The sequence below is a fragment of the Crossiella sp. NPDC003009 genome, from assembly GCF_053591555.1.
Window position 1 is genome coordinate 210,689 of record NZ_JBSFUA010000004.1, and the last position, 21,820, is coordinate 232,508.

The following is a 21,820-nucleotide window of genomic DNA, read 5'->3' on the forward strand; positions in this document are numbered from 1 at the left end:
GTCAGTCAGAACGGCTCCCTGGATGGCTACCACCGATCCAGGGTAGGGGTGAACGCACCGAGTGGCGGCTCGGTGCGTTCACCCTGTTTCTTTTTGTTGTACTTTCGGACAGGTCAGGCGGCCTCGGCCAGGCGCTCCTTCTCCTGGCGCAGCCAGCCGTCCAGCCACCAGCTCAGCTCGATCAGCAGCATGCCGACCCCGGCCACCAGGAAGGCCAGCAGCAGGGTTGGCGAGTGGTTCGGGTCGATCTTGAAGAACTCCTGGCCGAACGGGATGAGGGTGGCGAAGGCGAAGCCGCCTGCCATCACCAGCAGCAGTGCGACCTTCCACCAGGCGTACGGGCGGGCGATCACCGCGAGCACCCAGAAGGCGACCAGGAACAGCGTCACCACCGCGGCAGTGCTCTGCTGGTCCTGGGTCGCGCTGGCGTCGTTGAGCGCGAGCAGGTAGCTGGTGAAGGTGGCCACCGCGGCGATCGCGCCCGCGGGCACGGCCAGCCGCATCACCCTGGCCACGAAGCCACTGCGGGCGCGTTCGGTGTTGGGCGCCAGTGCCAGGAAGAAGGCCGGGATGCCGATGGTGAAGGCGTTCAACAGGGTGGAATGCCTGGGGTAGAACGGGTACGGCACCTGGGCGATGATCACCAGCACCGCCAGCAGCACCGAGTACACCGTCTTGGTCAGGAACAGGTTGGCCACCCGCTCGATGTTGCCGATCACCCGGCGGCCCTCGGCCACCACGTACGGCAGGGTGGCGAACTTGTTGTCCAGCAACACGATCTGTGCCACCGCCCGGGTGGCCGGGCTGCCCGCGCCCATGGCCACGCCGATGTCGGCGTCCTTGAGCGCGAGCACGTCGTTCACGCCGTCGCCGGTCATCGCCACGGTGTGCCCGCGCGACTGGAGCGCGCCGACCATGTCCCGCTTCTGCGCCGGGGTGACCCGGCCGAAGACCACGCCGTCGTTGACCGGCCCGGCCAGGTTCTCCTTGCCCTCCGGCAGGGTGCGGGCGTCCACCGGCCGGTCCGCGCCAGGCAGGGACAGCGAGGCGGCCACCGCGCCGACGGAGACCGCGTTGTCGCCGGAGATCACCTTCACCGCGACGTCCTGCGCGGCGAAGAAGTCCAGTGTTTCCTTGGCGTCCGGGCGGACCTTCTGCTCCAGCACCACCAGCGCCACCGGGGTGACCACGCCGGGCGCGGCACCGTCGTCCACCGCGCAGCTCGCCCGGCCCAGTAGCAGCACCCGCAGGCCCTGCGAGCCAGTCTGCTCGGCCTCGGCGCGCACCGGGGAGTCGTTGTCCAGCAACACATCCGGCGCGCCGAGCACCCAGTCGCCGTCGCCGTGGAAGCTGGCGCCGCTCCACTTGCGGGCCGAGGAGAACGGTGCGATCGCGCTGACCGTCCAGTCCGCGCCGCCGGGGTGCGCCTCGGCGATGGCCTGCAGGCTGGCGTTCGGCCGAGGGTCCACTGTGGACAGTGCGGCCAGCGCGGTGCCGATCTCTGCGGTGGCGTGGCCGTCCAGCGGGCGGACCTCGGCCAGTCGCATGCCGTTCTCGGTCAGTGTGCCGGTCTTGTCCGCGCACACCACGTTCACCCGCGCCAGGCCCTCGATCGCGGGCAGCTCCTGCACCAGGCACTGCCGCCGCCCGAGCCGGACCACGCCGACGGCGAAGGCGATGCTGGTCAGCAGCACCAAGCCCTCGGGCACCATGGGCACCAGCGCGGCCACCATGCGGCGGATCGCGTCCGGCACGTCGGAGTTGTCGGCGAGCTGGCTGTAGATGGTGAGCGCGCCGATCGGCACGATCATCCAGGTGATGATGCGCAGGATCTTGTCGATGCCGGAGCGCAGCTCGGAGGAGACCAGGGTGAACTTGCTGGCCTCCTCGGCCAGCCGGGCCGCGTAGGCCTGCCGTCCGACCTTGGTGGCCTGGTAGGCCCCGGTGCCGGCGACCACGAAGCTGCCGGACATCACCTCGTCGCCCGGCTGCTTGACCACCGGGTCGGACTCGCCGGTGAGCAGCGACTCGTCGACCTCCATGGCCTCGGCGGCGAGCACCTGGCCGTCCACCACGATCTTGTCGCCGGGCCCGATCTCGATCACGTCGTCCAGCACGACCTCGTGCGGGGAGACCTCCACCGCCTGGCCGTCGCGGCGCACCGTCGGCTTGGCCTCGCCGACGATGGCCAGCCGCTCCAGGGTGCGCTTGGCGCGCACCTCCTGCACGATGCCGATCAGCGTGTTGATCACGATGATGACGCCGAAGAGGCCGTCCTGGATCGGCCCGATGACCAGGATGATCGCGAAGAGTACCCCGATGATCGCGTTGAACCGGGTGAACACGTTGGCCCGGATGATCTCGCCGACGCTGCGGCTGGCCCTGGCCGGCACGTCGTTGGACTGGCCGGCCGCGACGCGCTGCCGTACCTGCTCTGGGGTCAGGCCACGGGCGGGGTCAACCCCGGCGAGCGCGACCGGTTCTTCCGTCGTCGACACTGCGCGAGGGTACGCGCCGGGGGTGGCCGGGAAGTGGACTCCGCGCAGGTCCACTCCGGCGGGCTACCTGGGCGAGTGACAGAGCTAGCTCCGCTGGGTGACCTGCGCGAGCTTGGTCCATCCTTCGGGGGACTGCGGCCCGTCCACCTCCAGCAGCCGGAGGTAGCACTCCCTGGCCAGCAGCACCTTCTGCAGCTCCTCCAGGATCTCGTCGAAGAACTGCTCCCGGTAGCTGGCGTCGTTGACCGCGTAGACCGCGAAGTACAGCGCGGAGAAGGCGGCCATCACGATGGAGACCTGGATCAGCTCGTTGCTGACCCCCTCGATCGGGATCGGGATGGTGAAGAAGGTGCCCTCGGTGAGCGGGTGGCCCACCCAGGCCTCGGCCACCGAGTCCTTGATCGCGATCGCGCCGAAGGTGACGAAGAACAGGAACACCAGCAGGCCGAGCAGGGCGATCTGCAGGCCCTGGCTGACGAAGGCGATGAGCAGCACGTTGAGCCGCTCGCCCAGCTTCATCGGGTGCCGGTCGAAGTTCAGGTCCTCATCCGGCAGCTGCTCGGCCAGCCTGCCCAGCTCGGTGCCGGCGCAGGCCGCGCGCACCGAGTCCGGGGTGATCTCCACCCGCAGCTTCTTCAGCTCCTCGGGCAGCCGCACGCACAGGAACAGCGCGATGATCACGATGAAGAACCAGGCGATGCCCCACAGCCTGGGCCGGTCCAGGTTGCCGGACATCTGCCAGTTCTCGGTGTTGATGAACAGGAAGGTGACCAGGAGCAGCAGCAGCGGCACCGCCCTGGTGACCAGCCTGCCCAGGTTGCCCAGGTGCGGCACCAGGTGCCAGCAGGCCCAGTGCACCAGCGAGCCGATGCCCGCCCTGGTGAAGGCGTAGACCACCAGGATCAACGCGGCGCCGATGACCAGGTCCTCCCGCGCGCCGGCCAGGTTCCAGCTGGTCAGCACCTCCAGCAGCGGGGGCAGGAGGAGGGTGACCGCGGCGCCGGTGATGCCCGCGGTGCGGCTGCGCAGGTAGCGGCGGCCGGTGCGCAACCAGAGGAACAGCAGGGCGAAGCCGACCGCTGTGACAGTGGCCACACCCAAACCGGTGAGCGAGTAGGCGTCGGAGTCGGCCATCAACGCGTCCGCCTCGGCGTTGGGCAGGTTGCGGTAGGGCGGGCTCCAGCGCCAGGCCACGGTCACCGCGGTGTAGCCGAGCACGCCGCCGAGGAAGAACATCAGCGCTGGAAGGGACCGGGCGAGCACCGGGTGCTTGCGCATGTTCCGGACCACAAAAGGCATGCCCTCGCGCAGGAACCAGCGCTCGACTTCCTTGATCGGCAGGGCGTTCCGCTGCTTCTCACTCGCCACCCGGCTGAGGCTATCCGCGTCCGCTCGATCGGGTGTGCGCGGTCGAGCCGGATGGGAACCCAGCGGCCAAGAATGAGACATCGGTGTATCGTTTGATGCGTGGACGTCCAATCGGACCAGGGGGCCGCGCGCCCCTCCCGGGTACCTGTCTGGGGCCTGCTCGGCTCGACGGCGCTGTCCGTCACCGGCAACGCGATCGTGGCTGTCGCGATGCCGATCCTGGTGTTGCAGCGCACGGGTAGCGCCGTGCTCGCGGGGGTGGTCGCGGCCGCGGCCGCCGCCCCGCTGGTGCTCTCCGCGCTATTCGGCGGGGCGCTGGTGGACCGGTTCGGCCGGCGGCGCTCCAGCGTGGCCGCCGACCTGCTCAGCGCCGCCGCGGTGGCCGCGCTGCCGCTGCTGGACATGACCGTCGGCCTCGGCATCCCGGTGATCCTGGCCCTGGTCGCGCTCGGCGCGGTCTTCGACGGCCCCGGCATGGCCGCGCGCGAGTCGCTGCGGCCGGATGTGGCGGCCCGCGCGAAGCTACCCCTTGAGAAGATCAACTCCTGGGGTGAGGCGGTGGACGGGATCGGCGGCGTGGCCGGTCCAGGACTCGCCGGTGTGCTGATCGCGGTGATCGGGCCGATGAACACCTTGTGGGCCACCGTGATCATGTTCTTCCTGGCTTCGTTGCTCACCTTCGTCGCGGTGCCCTCCACCCAGGTCAGGACCGAGGACCGGCCGCCGGCCGAGCCCTACTGGCAGTCGGTGTGGCATGGCCTGAAGTTCGTCTGGACCGAGGGCGCGCTGCGCGCCACCGCGCTCACCGGCATGCTGATCGTGCTGTTCCTGGCCCCGATCACCTCGGTGATCATGCCCGCGATGATGTTCCAGGCCGGGCGGCCCGAGCAGACCGGTTTTGTGCTCGCGCTCTTCGCCGTCGGCGGCATCATCGGCGCCATCGGCTACGGCGTGATCGCCAGGTGGGCCTCCCGCCGCGCCTCGCTGCTGGGCGCGCTGCTGCTGACCTCGGTGGCCTTCTGCGGCTTCGCGCTGAGCACCGAGTTCGGCTGGCTGCTCACCCTGGCGCTGATCACCGGTGTGGTCTCCGGCCCGATCAACCCGGTCACCGCGGTGGTCATGCAGGAGCGCACGCCGGAGCACATGCGCGGCCGGGTGATCGGCACGGTCGCCTCGCTGTCCCTTGCGGCCAGCCCGCTGGGCGCGGTGGTCGCCGGTCCCATCGTCGAATTCTCCGGTCCCGCAACGGCTTTCGTCATCATCGGCGCCGGCTGTCTGCTGGCCACCGCCTACGCCGCCCTCACCCCGGGGCTGCGCCGGATCGAACCTTCGCAGGCGCCGTTCGCTCCGGCGCCGGAGAAGGCGAACACTCGATGAGAGGACACCGATGAACAACCTGGGCCCCGCCGCCTCCCTTCGGCTCGGCTCGCAGATCCAGGCTGCCAAGGCCGCGAACTGGCTGCTCGGCGGACTCGGCGATCTGCTCGTGCAGGTGGAGCACCCGAAATGGCGGGACGACCCGTATCCGCTCTACGAACGGATGCGGGAGAAGGGCCCGCTCTACCGCGGGCTCAGCGGCACCTGGGCCACCACCTCCTTCGCCCTGTGCAACCAGGTGCTGCGGGACCGCCGCTTCGGCATGAAGCACGCCGACGGCGCCCCGCCGCTGGGCGGTGCGATGGCCGTGGTGTCGCAGAACTACCCGGAAAGCTTCCTGGACATGGACCCGCCGGACCACACCCGGCTGCGCAGGCTGGCCGCGCCCGCGTTCAACCCGCGCCGGGTGGACGGCTACCGGCCGCGGGTGCAGGAGATCGTGGACTCGCTGCTGGACAAGGTGGAGCAGCAGGAGAGCTTCGACCTGGTCCGCGACCTGGCCGCGCCGCTGCCGATCACGGTGATCAGCGACCTGCTGGGCATCCCGGAGCCGGACCGGGCCGCCTTCGCCGAGTACGGCGCGATGATCGGCGAGGGCCTCAGCGGCGTGCACTCCATCCGTCAGGTCAAGGACCTGATCGAGGTCGGCGCCGACCTGGTCGCGCTGTTCGACCGGCTGTTGCATGAGCGTGCAAAGGAACCCGGCGACGACGTGATCAGCAGCCTCGCGGTCGCGGTCGGCGAGGAGAAGATGACCGCGCACGAGCTGCACGGCTGCGCGCTGCTGCTGCTGGTGGCCGGGTTCGAGACCACGGTCAACCTGATCGGCAACGGCGTGCGCGCGCTGCTGGCGCACCCCGAGCAGTGGGCGCAACTGCGCGCCAAGCCGGAGCTGGCCGCCTCCACGGTGGAGGAGGTGCTGCGCTACGACCCGCCGGTGCAGGCGTCCATGCGGGTCGCGCACACCGACGTCGAGCTCGCCGGCGAGACCATCAAGGCCGGTCAGCTCGTCGGCGTGCTGCTGGCCGCGGGCAACCGCGACCCCGAGGTCTACGACGAGCCCGCCAAGTTCGACATCACCCGCGGCAGTGGACCGGAGCACCTGGCCTTCTCCAGTGGCATCCACTACTGCCTCGGCGCGCGGCTGGCCCGGATCGAGGGCGAGCTGGTCTTCCGCACACTGGCCGAGCGGATGCCGCTGCTGCGGCAGGCCGGTCCGCTGGAACGGCGGGAGACCAACTCCATCCGGGGGCTGAGCAAGTTCCCGGTGGCCGCGAACTTCCCGGCCCAGCGCTGCCAGTGACCGCCTGAGTCCTCCCGTGTCGCCCCGCTCCGCCCGGCGGGGCGCCACGGGCCGGTCGGCCACCCGGTCGTGAGCGTGTCCCCGGCCACCTTCACCAGGGCTTTTGCCCGATCGCGCATTAGCATGCGGGGCGTCACGGGTTGTCGTCTGAGGGAGCAAGTTCGTGCGGGACATCGCGGTCTTCAGTGGCAGTGCGCACCCCGAGCTGGCCGGGGAGATCTGCGCCCACCTGGAAGTGCCGCTGCGGCCGGTGCGGACCCAGCGCTTCGCCAACGACTGCATCGAGGTGCAGCTACAGGCCAACTGCCGGCAGCGGGACGTGTTCCTGATCCAGCCGCTGGTGACGCCGGTGCAGGAGAACCTGGTCGAGCTGCTGCTGATGCTGGACGCGGCGCGCGGGGCCTCGGCGGCGCGCACCACCGTGGTGATGCCGCACTACGCCTACGCGCGCTCGGACAAGAAGGACGCGCCGCGGATCTCCATCGGCGGGCGGCTGGTGGCCGACCTGCTGGTGGCCGCGGGGGCGAACCGGGTGCTGGCGATGACGCTGCACTCACCGCAGGTGCACGGGTTCTTCAGCGTGCCGGTGGACCACCTGCACGCGCTGCGCGAGCTGGCCGGGCACTTCCGGCAGTACGACCTGGGCAACACCACCGTGGTCTCGCCGGACCTGGGCAACGCCAAGGAGGCCTCGCACTTCGCCCGGCTGCTCGGCGTGCCGGTGGCGGCCGGGGCCAAGCAGCGCTTCGCCGACGACAAGGTGACCATCAGCTCGGTGATCGGCGAGGTGGCCGGGCGGGACATCATCGTGCTGGACGACGAGATCGCCAAGGGCAGCACCGTGCTGGAGCTGCTGGACCGGCTGCGCGAGCTGGGCGCGCGCACCATCAGGGTGGCCTGCACGCACGGGCTGTTCTCCGCGGGCGCGCTCAAGCGGATCGGCGACCAGCCGGACGTGCTGGAGATCGTGTGCACCAACACGGTGCCGATCCCCTCTGGCGAGCGGACGCCCAAGCTGAAGATCCTCTCCATCGCGCCGGCGCTGGCCGAGGCGATGCGGCGCATCCACAACGGCGAGTCGGTCAGCGCGCTGTTCGACGCCTAGGCCGGGAACAGCTGTTCGGCGACCTGGCGGCAGACCGAGGCGCCGTGCGCCTGGCCGAGCTTGGCCGGGTAGCTGGCCAGCACGGCGAGCACCTTGTCCGCCCACACCGCGAGGCAGTTCACCGCCCAGTTGCCGGTCGCCCCGTGCTCGGTCCAGCCGTTCTTGATCGCGAGCGGTTTGCCGGCCAGGCCGCGGGCCTCGGCGATGCCGAAAGCGTTGCTGCGGTCCACGTTCCGCATCTCCTCGCGCAGCCATTGAGTCCACTGTGGACTGAGGTGGCGGCCGTCGAAGAGGCACTCGCCCATCCGGGTCGCGTCGTCGGCGGTCATCCTGGTCTTGGACCACCAGCCGGACTTGATCGTGGTGCCGGTCAGGCCGCAGGTGCGGATCAGCCGCAGGATCACCTGGTCCGAGCCGCGCTGGCGGTAGAGCCGTTGTGCGGCCTGGTCATCGGAGACGTGGATCATGCGGTGCAGGTTGGTCAGGTCGGCCGGGCTGGGCTTGGCCTGGCCGAGCCCGTTGAGGAAGTCGAAGGCGATCCAGGCCTTGACCATCGACTCCACCGTGTTGGCGAAGCGGTCCTGGTTGGCCGAGCCGCGCACCGCGCCGGTCCTGGTGTCGCGCAGCGACCAGGAGTACTGGCCTGGTGTGTCCACCCTGACCTCGGGGCTGACCACGCGCTGCTGTGCGTCCGGGGCCTGCGGCTGGGCGCCGAACCCGGCCACGGCTGGCTCCGGCGCTCGCTGGCAGCCGGTCACGGCCACGGTGAGCAGGACGAACAGGGCGGCTGTCCACTTGCGACTCATGGCCGCGAAGCTAGGAACGGCGTGATGAAGAACTGACGAAGAAGCCGTGCGGGGGTGGTGCGATCAGGCGCGGGCGGGTGATTTCACGGCAACCGCGGCCGCCCTTCACCATTTCTTCACGGCGCCGGGCGGGGCGGCTGCGACACTGGGCCGGTGAGCGCGCGCATCCTCCTCGCCGAGGACGACCAGAAGCAGGCGCACCTGATCCGCGTCTACCTGGAACGCGCCGGGCACAGCGTGCTCGCCTGCGCGGACGGGCGAACCGCGCTGGAACTGGCCCGCTCCAGGCGGCCGGACCTGATCGTGCTGGACGTGATGATGCCCGAGGTGGACGGCCTCGACGTGTGCCGCATCCTGCGCGCGGAGTCCAGGGTGCCGATCCTGATGCTCACCGCCCGCTCCACCGAGGCGGACCTGCTGCTGGGGCTGGACCTGGGCGCGGACGACTACATGGTCAAGCCGTTCAGCCCGGCCGAGCTGACCGCCAGGGTGCGCGCGCTGCTGCGCCGCGCCGCCGACCGGACCGCGCCGGAGCTGATCACGGTGGGGGAGCTGGAGATCGACCCGACCCGGTTCACCGTGCGGCTGCGCGGCGAGCTGGTGGAGCTGACCGCCAAGGAGTTCGACATCCTGCACGCGCTGGCCCAGCAGCCAGGGGTGCCGCTGACCCGCACCCAGATCCTGGAGCGCGCCTTCGGTTTCGACAACCACGTGCTGGAGCGCACGGTGGACGCGCACGTGAAGAACCTGCGCCGCAAGGTGGAGGACGATCCGGCCCGGCCGCGCTACCTGCTCACGGTGAGCGGGCGCGGGTACAAACTGGCCGAGGACGCCGGATGAGTCCGCGCTGGCACGGCAGCCTGCGGTTCCGGCTGCTGATGCTCACCGCCGTGGTCGCGGTGCTGGCCGCCGGGCTGACCGCCTGGCTGACCGTGTACCAGGCCAGTCAGCAGGTGTCCTCGGACGTGGCCGCCGAGGAGGCGGTGTCCAAGTCCATTGTGGATGAACTGGTCGGCTACGGCGCGCTGCGCGGCAAGTGGGACGGCGTCGCGGGCACCGTGCGCGCGCTCAGGGACCGCACCGGGCAACGGATCCGGCTCACCACCATGGCCGGTGAGGTGGTAGTGGACAGCGACACCCTGGACGGCGGCGCCGCGCGGCCGCTGGGCAACCGGACGCCTCTGCTGATCGACCCGGTGCCCACCCCGGCCCTGCCGCCGGAGGCCTTCGCCGGCTCGATCCCGCTGACCACCGCCACGATGACCGTCAGGGGCCAGCCCCCGGCCAGCACCCAGTCCGTCCCGTTCACCACCGGGACGACCTCGCCGCAGGGCTACACCACCGCCCCGTCGCAGACCTGGCTGTCCCGGTTGCTCAACTACCGCAAGGACGTCGAGCTCGCGACCTGCCTGATCGAAAAGGGCTACCTGGTGGAGCAGAAGTCGAAGCCGGACGGGATCCCAGTGGTGGACCTGATCGGGCCCGGACCGGACCAGGGCCGCAAGCAGGTGCTGGCAGAGTGCGCGGGCAAGATTCGCGCGGCGGAGCTGGTCAGGGTGGCGGGCGCGGCCTACTCCGCGTGCAAGGTCGATCCGGGCGGGAGCGCCCAGCAGTGCGTGCTCAACAGCTTCCGGGCCAGGGTTCAGGCGATCATGCCGGCGCCGCTGCTGCTGTCCATGGGCGCGGGCGAGTCGCCGGCCACCCGCACCGTGCCGCTGCTGCCCGCGCTGCTGGCGGCCGCCGGGGTGGCGTTGGTGGCGATCCTGGGCATGTGGCTGGTCAGCCGCCGGGTGCTGCGGCCGGTGGGCGCGCTGATGACCGCCTCCACCCGGCTCGGCGCGGGTGACCTGGCCGAGCGGGTGCCGGTGCGCGGCAACGACGAGATCGCTGACCTGGCCGGGGCGTTCAACCGGATGGCGGACTCCTTGCAGCGCAGCGAGGAACGGCAGCGGCGGATGATCGCCGACATCGCGCACGAGCTGCGCACCCCGCTGGCCAACATCCGCGGCTACCTGGAGGCGCTCAAGGACGGTGTGCTGCCACCGGATCCGGACCTGTTCGACTCGCTGCACGAGGAAGCCCTGTTGCAGCAGCGGCTGATCGAGGACATCCAGCTGCTCGCCCTCGCCGACGCCGGATCGCTGTCCTACCAGCACGAACCGGTGGATCTGGGCGAGGTGGTGGCGGCCACCCGCACCGGCTTCCATGCGGTGGCCGCCGCGGCCGGGGTCGACCTGGTGTCCACTGTGGACGATGTGGCGCCGGTGGTGACCGGGGACCCGAACCGGCTGCGGCAGGTGCTGGGCAACCTGGTGAGCAACGCGATCAGGGCAACCCCGGCCGGTGGCGTGGTCGAGCTGGCCGCGCGGGCCGAGGGCGGGATGGCGGTGCTCACCGTGACCGACACCGGGCGCGGCATCCGGGCGGCGGACCTGCCGCACGTGTTCGACCGGTTCTGGCGGGCCGACGACGCGCGCGCCAGGGCCACCGGCGGGAGCGGGCTGGGGCTGTCCATCGCGCGGGAGATCGTCACCGCGCACGGGGGCACGATTGCCGCGGAGAGTCCGGCGGGCGGGGGCGCTGGGAGAGCGGTCGGCGCGGCGGGCGGGCGTGGCTCCCGGTTCAGCGTGCGGCTGCCGCTGCTCACCGGCACGGCGGGCGGTACGGGTAGTCCGGGAACCGGGCCGACCACTCCTCCGCGGTGAGCGGGGTGCCGGTCAGCGCGCACAGCCGGTTCACCGCGGCGTCCGGATCGGTGTCCCAGAACCGCAGGGTGTGCCCGCCGACGGCCAGCGCGATCCGCCTGCCACCGGTGTGGAAGACCGCGGTGACCGGGGCGTCCGGGCTGGTCAGCGGGGCGTGGAGCTGGGGGTTCGCCGGGTCGGCCAGGTCCCACAGCCGGGCGGTGCCCTCGCCGCCGGTGGTCACCAGGGTGCGGCCGTCCGGGCTGAACGTGGCGGTGTGCACCGGGCCGCGGTGACCGGTGATCACGGCCAGCGGCACCGGCCGCGCCGGCTCGCCGACCCGCCACAGCCGGGCGCTCTGGTCCAGGCTCGCCCCGGCCAGCAGCTGCCCGTCCAGGCTGAACGCGACCCCGGTGACCGCCTCCCGGAAGCCGGTGATCTTGGCTTGCTGGCGCGGGTTTCCCGGCTCGCTCAGGTCCCACAACCGGATCGAGCGGTCGGTGTTGCCGGAGGCCAGGTGACGGCTGTCCGGGCTGAAGGCCACCGCGTTCACGGTGCGGAAGTCATCGGCCAGGATGGCCAGCCGCTTCGGCGCGCGCGGGTCGGAGATGTTCCACAGCACCAGATCCCCGGCGTCGTCACCGCTGGCCAGCAGGCTGCCGTCCGGGCTGAGCGCGACCCGGCCCACGGTCTCCCGATAACCGTCCATAGTGGACAGATGGGCCGGGTGGTCAGGATCGGCCAGGTCCCACAGCCGGACGGTCCGATCCCTGGCCGCGGTGGCCAGGCGGCGGCCGTCGGCGCTGAACGCGGTGTGCTGCACCGCGTCGGTGTGCCCGGTCAGCGTGCCCAGCGGGAGCAGGCCGGACCAGTCGGTGCGCCACAGCCGGACCTCCGGCGCCCGCACCGCGGTGGTGGCCAGCAGGCTGCTCTCCTGGTGCGCGAACACCCCGTCGATCTCGTTCTGGTGTCCTGCCGGGTTGGCCAGCGGGTCGTGCCACAGGTAGGAGCGGCCGCCGCTGCTGGCGGAGGCGAGCAGCCGCCCTGCCCGGTCGAAGGCGATGGCGCGCACCCGGTTCGGCTGCCGCAGCCGCTGGATCTCCCGGCCGGAGACCAGGTCCAGCACCCGCAGCACCCCGTCGTTGGCGCCCAGCACCACCCGGTCGGCGTCCGGACCGAAGGCCAGGCCGCGCACCAGCACGTCCGGCGCGGGCACGGTGCGCACCGCGCCCCGCTCGGCCAGCCACAGCCCGTGCGTCTCGTCGGCGACCACCAGGCGCCGGCCGTCCTGGCTGTAGGTGATCGCGCTGACCGGCCCGCGCGCGGTCAGGATGTGTTGCGACGCACCGGGGTTGGCCGGATCGGCCAGCCGCCAGCCGAGCACCACGCCGTCCTGTCCGGCGGTGGCCAGGGTCGGGCCGTCCGGGCTGAAGGCCAGTCCGAACACCTCGCCGGTGTGCCCGGGTAGCACCGAGATCTGTTGCGGGGCAACGGGATCGCGCAGGGACCAGAGCCGGGTCACCGCGTCCGCCGAGCCCGCGGTGGCCAGCAGTGTGCCGTCCGGGCTGAACTCCAGCTGGTTCACCTTGGTCCGCGGCAGCAGCGCGGCCAGCTGCCTGGCCCGCACCGGCACCCCGACATCCCACAGCGCCACCCCGCCCGCGCCGGAAAGCGCGAGCCAGCGCCCGTCCGGGCTGAACTCCAGGCCGGTGACCCGCCCGGTGTTGGGCAGCGTGCGCAGCGGCTCGCTGCGTCGGCCGTCGGTGGCGTCCCACAGCTGCACCACCCCGTCCTGGCCGCCGGTGGCCAGCAGCCCGCCGTCCGGCCGGAGCGCGACCACGTCCACCTGCTCGCCGCCGCCGTGCAGCCGGGTCGGGTAGGCGGTGGCGAAGGCGGAGAGCACCGCGCCGCGCGCCGCCGGAGTGCCGGCCAGCTGGTAGGCGGCCAGTCCGAGCTGCCCGGCCAGCGAGGGGTCGCTGCCGAGCAGACCGGCCGCCTGTTCGCCGACCTGGCGCGAGGTGGCCTCGTCCCGCGAGGTGAGCGCCTCCCGCCGCTGCACCAGGGCGATCCCGCCGGTGAGCGCCGCGATCAGCACGAACACGGTGAGCGCGGCGACCAGCGTGCGCAACCGCCGCACCCCGCGCTGCTCCTCGTGCCGCCCGGCCCGCAGGAACTCCCGCTCCAGCGGCGTGACCTCGGCCGGGGCGGCGGCCTCCCACGCGGTCGCGGTGGCCAGCGCGACACCCCGGTAGGTCAGCGCGGGCACCCGGCCGTTGCTCACCCAGAGGTCGGCGGCCTCGCTGATGTGCTGCCGGGCGCGCAGCGCGACCCGGTCGGTGTCGATCCACTCGCGCAGCCGGGGCCAGGCCCTGACCAGCGCCTCGTGCGTGATCTCGACCGCGTCCTGGTCGAGCACCAGCAGCCGGGCCGCGGCGAAGGCCTCCATCGCGACCAGCGTCGGGTCCTGCCGGTCGCCGGTGCTGAGCTGGGCCAGCGGCACCCGCCGCCGGGTGTCCTCGCCGTCGGGGCCCAGGCGCACCAGCCGCAGCAGCAACCGCCGTGCCGCCTGCCGGGCGTCCTCGTCCAGCTGGGTGTAGACCTGCTCGGCCGCGGCCGCCACCGCGCCGCGGATCCCGCCGGTGGCCCGGTACCCGGCCACGGTGAGCCGGTCCTGCTCGCGGTGCTCCCAGGTGCCCAGCAGCGCGTAGGACAGCAGCGGCAGCGAGCCGGGCTCGTAACCGGGGTCCCCGGCGCCAAGATCGCTGAGCAGCAGCTCGACCAGCCCCGGTTCCACGGTCAGCTTGGCCGCGGCGGCCGGACCGGTGATCGCCTCGGTGAGCTCGGCACGGGACATCGCGCCGACCGCGAACTGGTTGTGCCGCACCACTTCCAGCAGCTCCGGCTGGGCGAGGCACTGCGGGAAGAAGTCGGCCCGCACCGCCAGCACCACCCCGTCGGCACCCCGGCGGCAGACCTCGGCGATGAACTCCGAGCGCTCCGCCGCCGACTCGCAGAGGGTGAACACCTCCTCGAACTGGTCCACCACCAGCGCCGCCCCCGGCTCCGGCAGCCCGCCGCCCGGCGTGACCACCGCCACCGCGCCCAGCCGGGGCGCCAGCCCAGCCCGCAGCAGTGAGGACTTCCCGGCCCCCGAGGCCCCGAACACCACCAGCGGCCTGCCCCGCCCGCGCGCCGCCTCGAAGGCCGCCACCAGCTCCGCGGTGAGCCGCTCCCGCCCGAAGAACCACCGCCGGTCCGCCGCCTCGAACGCGGCCAGCCCCCGGTACGGGCACACCGGCTCGGCCGCCGCGGCCGCCAGCTCGATGAGCACACCCCGCCCGTCGAGCACCTCGTCCAGCCGCCGCGCCAGGTCCGGCGTCGGCGGTTTGCGCTCGTGCTCCAGGTTGCTCAGATAGCCCTTGCTGTAGTGCGTGCGCGCCGACAGCGCGGCCAGCGACAGCCCCCGCTCCCGCCGCAACCGCCGCAACCCAGCGGCGAAATCGGTGCCGCTGCCCATGTTGTTCCCCCTGGTCGGAGCCTGGTATCCGCTGGCAGAGGATACGGGGAGTGCCCGGCCATCCCGGTCCATCGTGCGTAGCCTCGCAGCGGCTCACTACCCAGCCGGAGCACACCCGCTGGCCAGCAGGTTCGCCCCTGGCCCTGCCGCCGCCGGGGCATCGACCGCCGAGCGGAACGCCCCGGCGGACGCCCCTTGGGGCAGTGATCTCCGCATCCGCACCGGACCGGGCTAGCCGGGTAGCAGCACGATCTTGCCGACATGCCGCCGTTGCAGGAACTGGCGTTGCGCGGCATGCACTTCCGCCAGCGGAAAGGTCGCCGCGACCGGTGGTCGCACGGCGCCCTCCCTGGCGGCGGTGACCAGTTTGGCGAAGTGCGGGCGGGTGTGCATGGACGAGCCGATCAGGCCGAGGTTGTGCAGATACAGCCGCCGCAGGTCGAAGTGGATGGTGGGGCCGGCCACCGCGCCCGCGATCACCCAGCGGCCGTCGTCGCGGAGCAGTGGCAGCAGGTCGTTGACCGCGGCGCCGCCCGCGATGTCGGCCACCGCGTCCAGGCCGTCCGGGGCCTGGGCGCGGATCTGCTCGGCCAGGTCGCCCGCGTCCCTGGTGACCACGCCGGTGGCGCCGAGGGCGCGGACGTCGGTTTCCTTGGCGGCGCTGGTCATCGCGATCGGGTGCGCGCCGCGGGCGGCCAGCAGCTGCACCAGTGCCGCGCCCACTCCGCCGGAAGCGCCGGTGACCAGCACGGTCTCTCCCGCGCCGATGCCGCCGCGTTCCAGCATGCCCATCGCGGTGCCGTAGGCCACCGGCAGGCAGGCCAGCTGGGCGTCGGTGAGCGGGGAGCCGTCGACCTCGTGCGCCCGTTCGGCGCGCACCAGCACGTAGTCGGCGAAACCGCCGTCGGCCTCGCTGCCGAGCAGGCCGACCGGCGGGGCGTGCTCGCCCTCGTCCCGGTACAGCGCGGAGTCCACCAGCACCCGCTGCCCGGTCCGCTCAGCGGGCACGCCCTGCCCGGTGGCTTCGACGACGCCGGCGATGTCGCCGCCCTGCACCCTGGGGAAGTCGATCGGGCCGCGCCAGCCGCTGCGCGCGTCCGGGTCACCCGGCCGCCCGTAGGCGCCCTCCCTGGTCCAGACGTCGGTGTTGTTCAGCGCCGCGGCGGTGACCCGCACCAGCACCTCGCCGGGGCCGGGTGCCGGCACCGGGTGGTCGCGGCGCAGCTCAAGGGCTTCCGGGCCGCCGTGCCGGGTGAGGACCGCGGCCGTCATGACCTTGTCCATGTCCCCACCCTGGCACGGCCGGGCTCACACCGCAGACCTGAAGGCCCACTTGCTCTCGTTGCCGGAGCACTTGCCCGCCAGCACGTTGCCGCCGGAAGCCCGGTAGCACTTGGTGTTGGTCTGCATGTCCGAGATGGTGCGGTTCGGGTTGACCGACCACTGCTGCCTCGGCCCGCCGTCGCACTTGTTCAGCACCACCTTGCCGCTGGTCTCCGCGGCACACAGCTTGTTGTGCTCCATGAACGCGCCGTGGAAACTGAAGCGCTGCGCGGTGGAACCGTTGCAGGCGGCCACCTTCAGCGCGGTGCCCGGCTTGGTGCTGTCGCCGGGGTTCTCCAGGCACTGGCCGGTCGCGGTGTTCTTGTACTCGCCGACGGTGGTCGTCGGCTTGGCGCCGCCGTAGCACTCACTGGTGCTGGTGTTGAACAGCGGCGTCGGGTCGACCTGCAGGTCAGCCGGCGGGTTGATGATCGAGTCCTCCATCACCGGCTTGTCGTCCGGGTGGTACTTGGTCAGCGCGTTCTCGCAGTCGATGGCGTTCATCGCGTTGCCGCCCTTGCCGCCGATCCACAGGTCGAAGTGCCACAGCTTCGGGCCGCCGTTGGGGCCCTCGCCGTCCCATTCCTGGTTACAGGCCGAGCAGTCGTCCTCCATGATGAAGTACTTCTTCACCCTGGGCACCCAGACCTTGGTGCCGGGCTTGAGCTCCTTCTTCGAGGTGGCCAGGGTGATCGGGTCGGCGTAGGTGCCCTTGCCGCCCGCGGTCTGGTGGATCTGCGGGTAGGCGATGGCCCCGCCGGGCGGGGTGTTGTCCCACCAGCCGTAGAAGGTGAAGAAGACCTTCTGCGCGGCGGCGGGCGCGGCCTGGGTGGCCGGTTCGGCCTGCGCCGCGCCGATTCCGAGCAGGCTCAACAACATCAGGCCGAGGGTGGACACCGACAACAGGCGACTGCGCATGGCTACTCCGCGGGGGTCCGGTGGCGTCGGCGGCGGTGCTGATGAGCGTCCCGCGCCGGGACCCGGCGGACAACCAGGGTTAGGTAGGTTTCTTAACAATTTGCTGGCGGAAAGAAGGGGCTTTCCGGACGAACCGGAAAGCCCCTCCTGGTCAGGCCGTGGCCAGCGCGAAGACGTGCAGCCCGCTGTTGCGCGGGAAGGTGATACTGGCGATCTGCTTGCCTTCCGGCGCGGTGAACGGTTTGGTGGCCAGGATGTGCGTGGGCACCTCCTGCTTGCCGCCGATCCCGTTGCGGTACGGGGTCTTGGCCACGATCACGTTCTCGTACATCAGGCTGCCGCCACCGCCGCCCAGGGTCCAGTCGCTGAAGCCCAGGTCGTAGGTCCCGGTGCTGCCGTCGGTGTAGGTGACCGTGCCCGGCGCGGTGCGGCTGCCGTTGATCGCACTGCCCACAAAGGACAGTCGGCTGACCGGCGTGGCCAGGTTGACGGTCTGGCCGTTGGCCGCGATGTTGTCCGGGCGGCCGAACGGCTCGTCCGGCCAGCGGAAGCCCAGCCCGTGCACCGTGCCGGGCTGACCGGCCACCAGGCCGGCGGCGGCCAGCGCCTGCTTGGAGTAGCTGTAGCCGCCGCCGTCGAAGTTGGCCTCCTCGTGCGTGCCCGGGTCGTCGGAGACCCCGGTGTTGTCCAGCGCGGCGAACCAGGTGCCCGGCGCGGCCACCTTCACGATGAGCTGGCGGGTGATGGTCTTGCCGCCGCCGACCGTGACCGTGGCGGTGACCGGGTGGTAGCCCTGACCGGCGGAGTCGGCGGTGATCGCGAACTCGGCCTTGCCCACCCCGTCCTTGATCGGCACCGAGCCGGAGCTCGGCTCGATCTTCAGCCCGGCCGCCGGTGCGATCGAGTAGCGGACCTCTGGCTGCGCGCCGGAGAGGTGGTAGACGCTCACCTCGGCCTTGACCGTGCCGCCCGGTGTGGTCACCAGGTGGTCCGGTCCGACGCCGATCTGGTACGGCTGCTCACCATCGCGCCAGGACGGCGGCGCGTCGGCGGGCGCGGCACCCCACGCGGTGTTCGGCTTGGTGTCCATTGTGTACTCGAGGAAACCGCCGCGCTGCACGAAGGACTCGGGCAGCCAGGGCTTGGTGCTGCGCTGCCCGTTCACCCGCAGCTGCTGGATGTAGGGCGCGTCCGGCGCGGCGCCCTTGGCCACGATGGTGATGTCCTTGCCGCGGTCCCGGTTGATCCGGGCGATGGGGAACAGCGGGCTGGACAGGACCAGCTCGGCGCGCGAGGGCACCTGCGGGTACATGCCGAGGGTGGCGAAGACGTACCAGGAGGACATCGCGCCGAGGTCGTCGTTGCCGGGGATGCCGCCGGGGGCGGTGGTCCACAGCGTGTTCACCACCTCGCGGATGGTCTGCTGTGCCTTGTGCGGCGCGCCGGTGTAGTTGTAGAGGTAGGGCACGTTGACCGAGGGCTCGTTGTCCATTTCGGACTTCTCGTCGCCGGACTTGCTCAGCGCCCAGCTGCCGTCGGCGTTGTGGAAGAAGTCGTCCAGCCGCTGGTTCACCTTGGCCGCGCCGCCCATGGCCTGGGTCAGCCCGGCCACGTTGTGCTGCACCATCCAGGTGTACTGCGCGCTGCTGCCCTCCACGAACCCGTCACCGGTGCCGGGGGTGAAGTTCGGTGTCCAGCCGCCGTCGGCGTGCCGGTTGCGGATGTAGCCGCCGGTGGCGTGCGCGGCCGGGTCGAAGTTGTTCTGCCACCACTGCGCACGCTCGGTGAAGGTCTTCGCGGTTGCCTTGTCCCCCAACCGGTCCGCCAGCTGGGCCAGCGCGAAGTCGGCGGTGGAGATCTCCAGCGTCTCGGCCGCACCGCCCCAGGCGTTGGACACCGAGGGCATGTAGTTGTGCTTGAGGTACTTGTCCAGCGAGGGCCGCTGGCCGACCGACATCACGTTCCAGCCGTCCCGCTTGAGGTCCAGCGCGGTGGGCACGGTGGCCGCCTTGACCAGTGACCGCAACGAGGTCCGCACGTCGAAGTCGGTGCCGCCGAAGGCGTGGATGCCCGCGGTGGCGGGCGCGGCCGGGTCGCCGTTCATCACGTGCGTGCCGCCGTTGTTGTGCGTCCAGCGGTCCCAGACTCCGCCGTTCTGCTGGGCCTGGTTGAGCAGCGACTGCGCGATGTCCGAGCCGACCTTGGGTTCCAGCAACGTGAGCAGCTGGACCTGGGAGCGGTAGACGTCCCAGCCGGAGAAGGTGCCGTACTGCGCGTGCTGGCCGGGCACCGGCCGGTGCACCTTGCCGTCCATGCCGGCGTACTCGCCGTTGACGTCGCTGAAGACGTTGGGGTGCAACAGGGAGTGGTAGAGCGCGGTGTAGAACTTGGTCCGGTCCGCCTCGCTGCCGCCACCGACCTGGATCTTCCGCAGCTGCCGGGTCCAGGCCTCCCGCGCGGCCGCCGCGACCTCCTCCACCGCGGCCCGGCGCGGGTTCTCCGCGCGCAGGTTGGCCTTGGCGTTGTCCAGGCTGACGTAGGAGATGCCGACCCGGACGTTGGTGCTGGTGCTCTTGGCGGTGTCGAAGCCGAGGTAGGCGCCGGATCCCTTGCCCACCACCGGCCAGCCGTTGGTGCCGTAGGTGGTGCCGCCGGTGGCGGTGGTCGCGCCGGGGTTCAGCTTGTCGTCCTGCCAGGTGCCCACCGAGCTGAACGGCTGGTCGAACTCGGCGACGAAATGCAGCTTGTAGTAGGAGCGGCGACCCTCCTTGTCCAGGTAGCCGCAGAAGTTCCCGCTGGTCACCGACCCGGTGACGGTCCGGGCAGCCGGGTCAACCGACACACTGGCGTCCGAGGACCCGACCTGGGAGTTGGCCGTGCGCACCAGCAACGCGGCGGGCTTGCCCGCAGGGAAGGTGAACCGCCCCGCGCCACTGCGCAGGGTCGCGGACAGGTCCGCCTTGGCCCCGGAGTCCAGGGTCACCGAGTAGCGCCCGGCCTTGGCGGACTCGTTGGCGTGGCTGAAGGTGCTCGCGTACACCTCGTCCTTGCCGTCCAGCGCGGGCGAGCTGCTCACCTCACCCACGTGCGGGAAGAACGGGATGTCCCCAGACCCACCGGCACACCCGGTGCCGGACATGTGGGTCAGGCTGAACCCGCGGATCTTGGTCGCGTCGTAGTGGTAGCCACCGGGCGCGGCGGTGCGGGTGGCGTTGCCCTTGGTGTTCTCCGGGCTCCAGGACAGCATGCCGAAGGGCAGCACCGCACCGGGGAAGACGTTGCCCAGGTTCTTGGTCCCGATCAGCGGATCGACGTAGGCCGCCGGATCGCCCACCAGCCGGTACCCGCTCCCGTCGAGCGGATCGGCCGAGGCCGTCCCGCCGACCGTTCCCAGCACCAGCACGGCGGTCACCGCACCGGCCAGAGCCCGTGTCCTTCTCACCTGTCCGACCCCATTCACCAGACGTGCGCAGACAACGTTGACAAGCGATCGTGCTTGGCGGCGCGTCAGAACGTACGTGCAGGTGAGAGGCGAGTGAAGAGGAGCGAACGTAACCTGTCCGATTCTGGCCGACAACCTTGACCAGGCATCCTACGAACGGACTACCGCACCCGGCGACCGGACTGGGCCACGCAGCACAAGCCGCAGCAACGCCACCCCCAGCACCAGCCACAGCGGCGACCACAACCCCAGGTCCCACCCCGCGTACCACCGGGCCTGCGCCGAAGCCGTCCCGAACAAGGTCCCCAGGTCCCCCGACACCCCGGTCCCGCCGCGCACGAGCAGGAACACGATCGCCAGCCACGCGGGCCCCAGCAACAGCCACCGCGGCAAGCGTTCCCGCCACGAGGTGGCCAGCGCCAGGATCACCAACACCCCGGCTCCCGCGATCAGCACCGTCAGGACGTGCACCACCAGCGCCGTCGGGTTGTCCCCCAGCAACAACTCCCGGTCAGCCCCGTCCAGCGGCGTCTCCGCCATCAGCACATCCGACCCCAGCGCCCAAGCCAGCTTCATCGCGCCGTAGGGCACCGCACACGCCAGCGCCACCCAGGCCGCCCCCGGCAACACCGGCCGCCAGTACCGCAACACGAACCGCCACACCAGCCACGGCCACACCAGCACCACCAACGGCAACTGCACCCACCCGGTCCACACACCGCGCACTGAGAGCAGCACAACTCCCGCAGCCATGGCCGCCAGCGTCAACACCAGCGCGCCGAGCACCACCCACCGCCCGACCGGCCCCCAGTCCCGCAAGGTCGCCAGCACAATCCCAGCGGCGAACACCCCCAGCCCGGCATTGCCCAGCTGCAACAGCCAGACCTCGCCGGAACCCCAGCCTGCCGAGTCCGTCCCGACCATTCCGGGCAGGCCCACCCGGCCGATGGCCGCCATGTAGACCTTTTCGCCGGCGTAGAACAGCATCTGCGCCGCCACCACCAGCGCGGCCCAACGCTCCCAGCGAGTCCGATCCCGGTTCATGGCCACACCATGCACCGGCGCTCGCCAAGCCGCCTCCCGACCACGAGGGATCGGACTCCCCCATGAGAGGGAAACCCCGGGCGCGGTGGGTCTTTGTCTTTGATCGCAAACGGAGCGGCCGGTCTGGGTGGTTCTGCTTCGACGGCCTGGAAAAAACACACCAGCCCTGTCAAGCGCCCCACCGTCCCAGCCCACCGTCACCAACCGCTGGGACCGGGGCGCTTGACAGGGCTGGTTTGGTTTTGGAAGGCCGTCGAAGCAGAACCACCCAGACCCGCGGAACCACCCACGCCGCCGCAGGTGCGCCAACACAAACTCGCACTGGTCTGCAACTCATCTCGCCGCCTTTGATCCTCCCCCCTGCTTTGATGGTCTGCCCGTCCGGCGAGGACACTTCTTTTGGTTTTTTAAAAGCGAAAAGAATGTCTTCGCCGG

General features: G+C 71.4%; 13 protein-coding genes. 5 read left to right on the forward strand and 8 right to left on the reverse strand.

The genetic code is table 11. The annotated features are described in order from the left end of the window. Positions 1-113: 113 nt before the first annotated feature. Together ACWDY5_RS07015 and ACWDY5_RS07020 are read right to left on the reverse strand one after the other, a co-directional pair. Complete coding sequence (locus tag ACWDY5_RS07015; RefSeq protein ID WP_449721355.1) at positions 114-2,498, reverse strand: HAD-IC family P-type ATPase; 2,385 nt, start codon at positions 2,496-2,498, stop codon at positions 114-116. Positions 2,499-2,582: 84 nt separating this feature from the next. Beyond that, complete coding sequence (locus tag ACWDY5_RS07020; RefSeq protein ID WP_449721356.1) at positions 2,583-3,866, reverse strand: hypothetical protein; 1,284 nt, start codon at positions 3,864-3,866, stop codon at positions 2,583-2,585. Between the two features lie 99 nt (positions 3,867-3,965). On the opposite strand from ACWDY5_RS07020, the gene ACWDY5_RS07025 reads away from it, so the two are divergent. The 3 genes from ACWDY5_RS07025 (at position 3,966) to ACWDY5_RS07035 (ending at position 7,651) form a co-directional block, all read left to right on the forward strand. Continuing rightward, positions 3,966-5,243 (forward strand): MFS transporter, encoded by a 1,278-nt coding sequence (locus ACWDY5_RS07025; protein ID WP_449721357.1) that lies wholly within the window; start codon positions 3,966-3,968, stop codon positions 5,241-5,243. Positions 5,244-5,253: 10 nt separating this feature from the next. Next, positions 5,254-6,546 (forward strand): cytochrome P450, encoded by a 1,293-nt coding sequence (locus ACWDY5_RS07030; protein WP_449721358.1) that lies wholly within the window; start codon positions 5,254-5,256, stop codon positions 6,544-6,546. A gap of 163 nt (positions 6,547-6,709) precedes the next feature. Beyond that, the gene (locus ACWDY5_RS07035) at positions 6,710-7,651 is read left to right on the forward strand and encodes a ribose-phosphate diphosphokinase (RefSeq protein WP_449721359.1); all 942 of its coding nucleotides are present in this window, start codon (positions 6,710-6,712) and stop codon (positions 7,649-7,651) included. On the opposite strand, the gene ACWDY5_RS07040 is transcribed toward ACWDY5_RS07035, so the two are convergent. Beyond that, positions 7,648-8,457: a serine hydrolase gene (locus ACWDY5_RS07040; protein ID WP_449721360.1), complete on the reverse strand. Its 810-nt coding sequence runs from the start codon at positions 8,455-8,457 to the stop codon at positions 7,648-7,650. The two genes, ACWDY5_RS07035 and ACWDY5_RS07040, sit on opposite strands and share 4 nt — an antisense overlap. Before the next feature lie 153 nt (positions 8,458-8,610). On the opposite strand from ACWDY5_RS07040, the gene ACWDY5_RS07045 reads away from it, so the two are divergent. After that, positions 8,611-9,297 carry a response regulator transcription factor gene (locus tag ACWDY5_RS07045; protein WP_449721361.1) on the forward strand — a complete coding sequence of 229 codons (687 nt, stop codon included), beginning with the start codon at positions 8,611-8,613 and terminating at the stop codon, positions 9,295-9,297. Then, positions 9,294-11,162, forward strand: coding sequence for a sensor histidine kinase (locus ACWDY5_RS07050; RefSeq protein ID WP_449721362.1), 1,869 nt, complete (start codon positions 9,294-9,296; stop codon positions 11,160-11,162). The genes ACWDY5_RS07045 and ACWDY5_RS07050 overlap by 4 nt, the downstream gene beginning before the upstream one ends. On the opposite strand, the gene ACWDY5_RS07055 is transcribed toward ACWDY5_RS07050, so the two are convergent. The 5 genes from ACWDY5_RS07055 to ACWDY5_RS07075 all read right to left on the reverse strand — a co-directional run bounded on the left by ACWDY5_RS07055 (position 11,101) and on the right by ACWDY5_RS07075 (position 21,385). Beyond that, positions 11,101-14,658 carry an nSTAND1 domain-containing NTPase gene (locus ACWDY5_RS07055; protein WP_449721363.1) on the reverse strand — a complete coding sequence of 1,186 codons (3,558 nt, stop codon included), beginning with the start codon at positions 14,656-14,658 and terminating at the stop codon, positions 11,101-11,103. The genes ACWDY5_RS07050 and ACWDY5_RS07055 overlap by 62 nt on opposite strands. 231 nt (positions 14,659-14,889) lie before the next feature. Further along, on the reverse strand, positions 14,890-15,942 hold the full coding sequence (locus ACWDY5_RS07060) for a zinc-binding dehydrogenase (protein ID WP_449721364.1): 1,053 nt from the start codon (positions 15,940-15,942) through the stop codon (positions 14,890-14,892). Positions 15,943-15,966: 24 nt separating this feature from the next. Next, positions 15,967-16,899, reverse strand: a complete 933-nt coding sequence (locus ACWDY5_RS07065) for a ricin-type beta-trefoil lectin domain protein (RefSeq protein ID WP_449721365.1) — start codon at positions 16,897-16,899, stop codon at positions 15,967-15,969. A gap of 151 nt (positions 16,900-17,050) precedes the next feature. Next, positions 17,051-20,341, reverse strand: a complete 3,291-nt coding sequence (locus tag ACWDY5_RS07070; RefSeq protein WP_449721366.1) for a GH92 family glycosyl hydrolase — start codon at positions 20,339-20,341, stop codon at positions 17,051-17,053. 150 nt (positions 20,342-20,491) lie between these two features. Next, complete coding sequence (locus ACWDY5_RS07075; RefSeq protein ID WP_449721367.1) at positions 20,492-21,385, reverse strand: DUF3995 domain-containing protein; 894 nt, start codon at positions 21,383-21,385, stop codon at positions 20,492-20,494. Positions 21,386-21,820 lie beyond the last annotated feature (435 nt).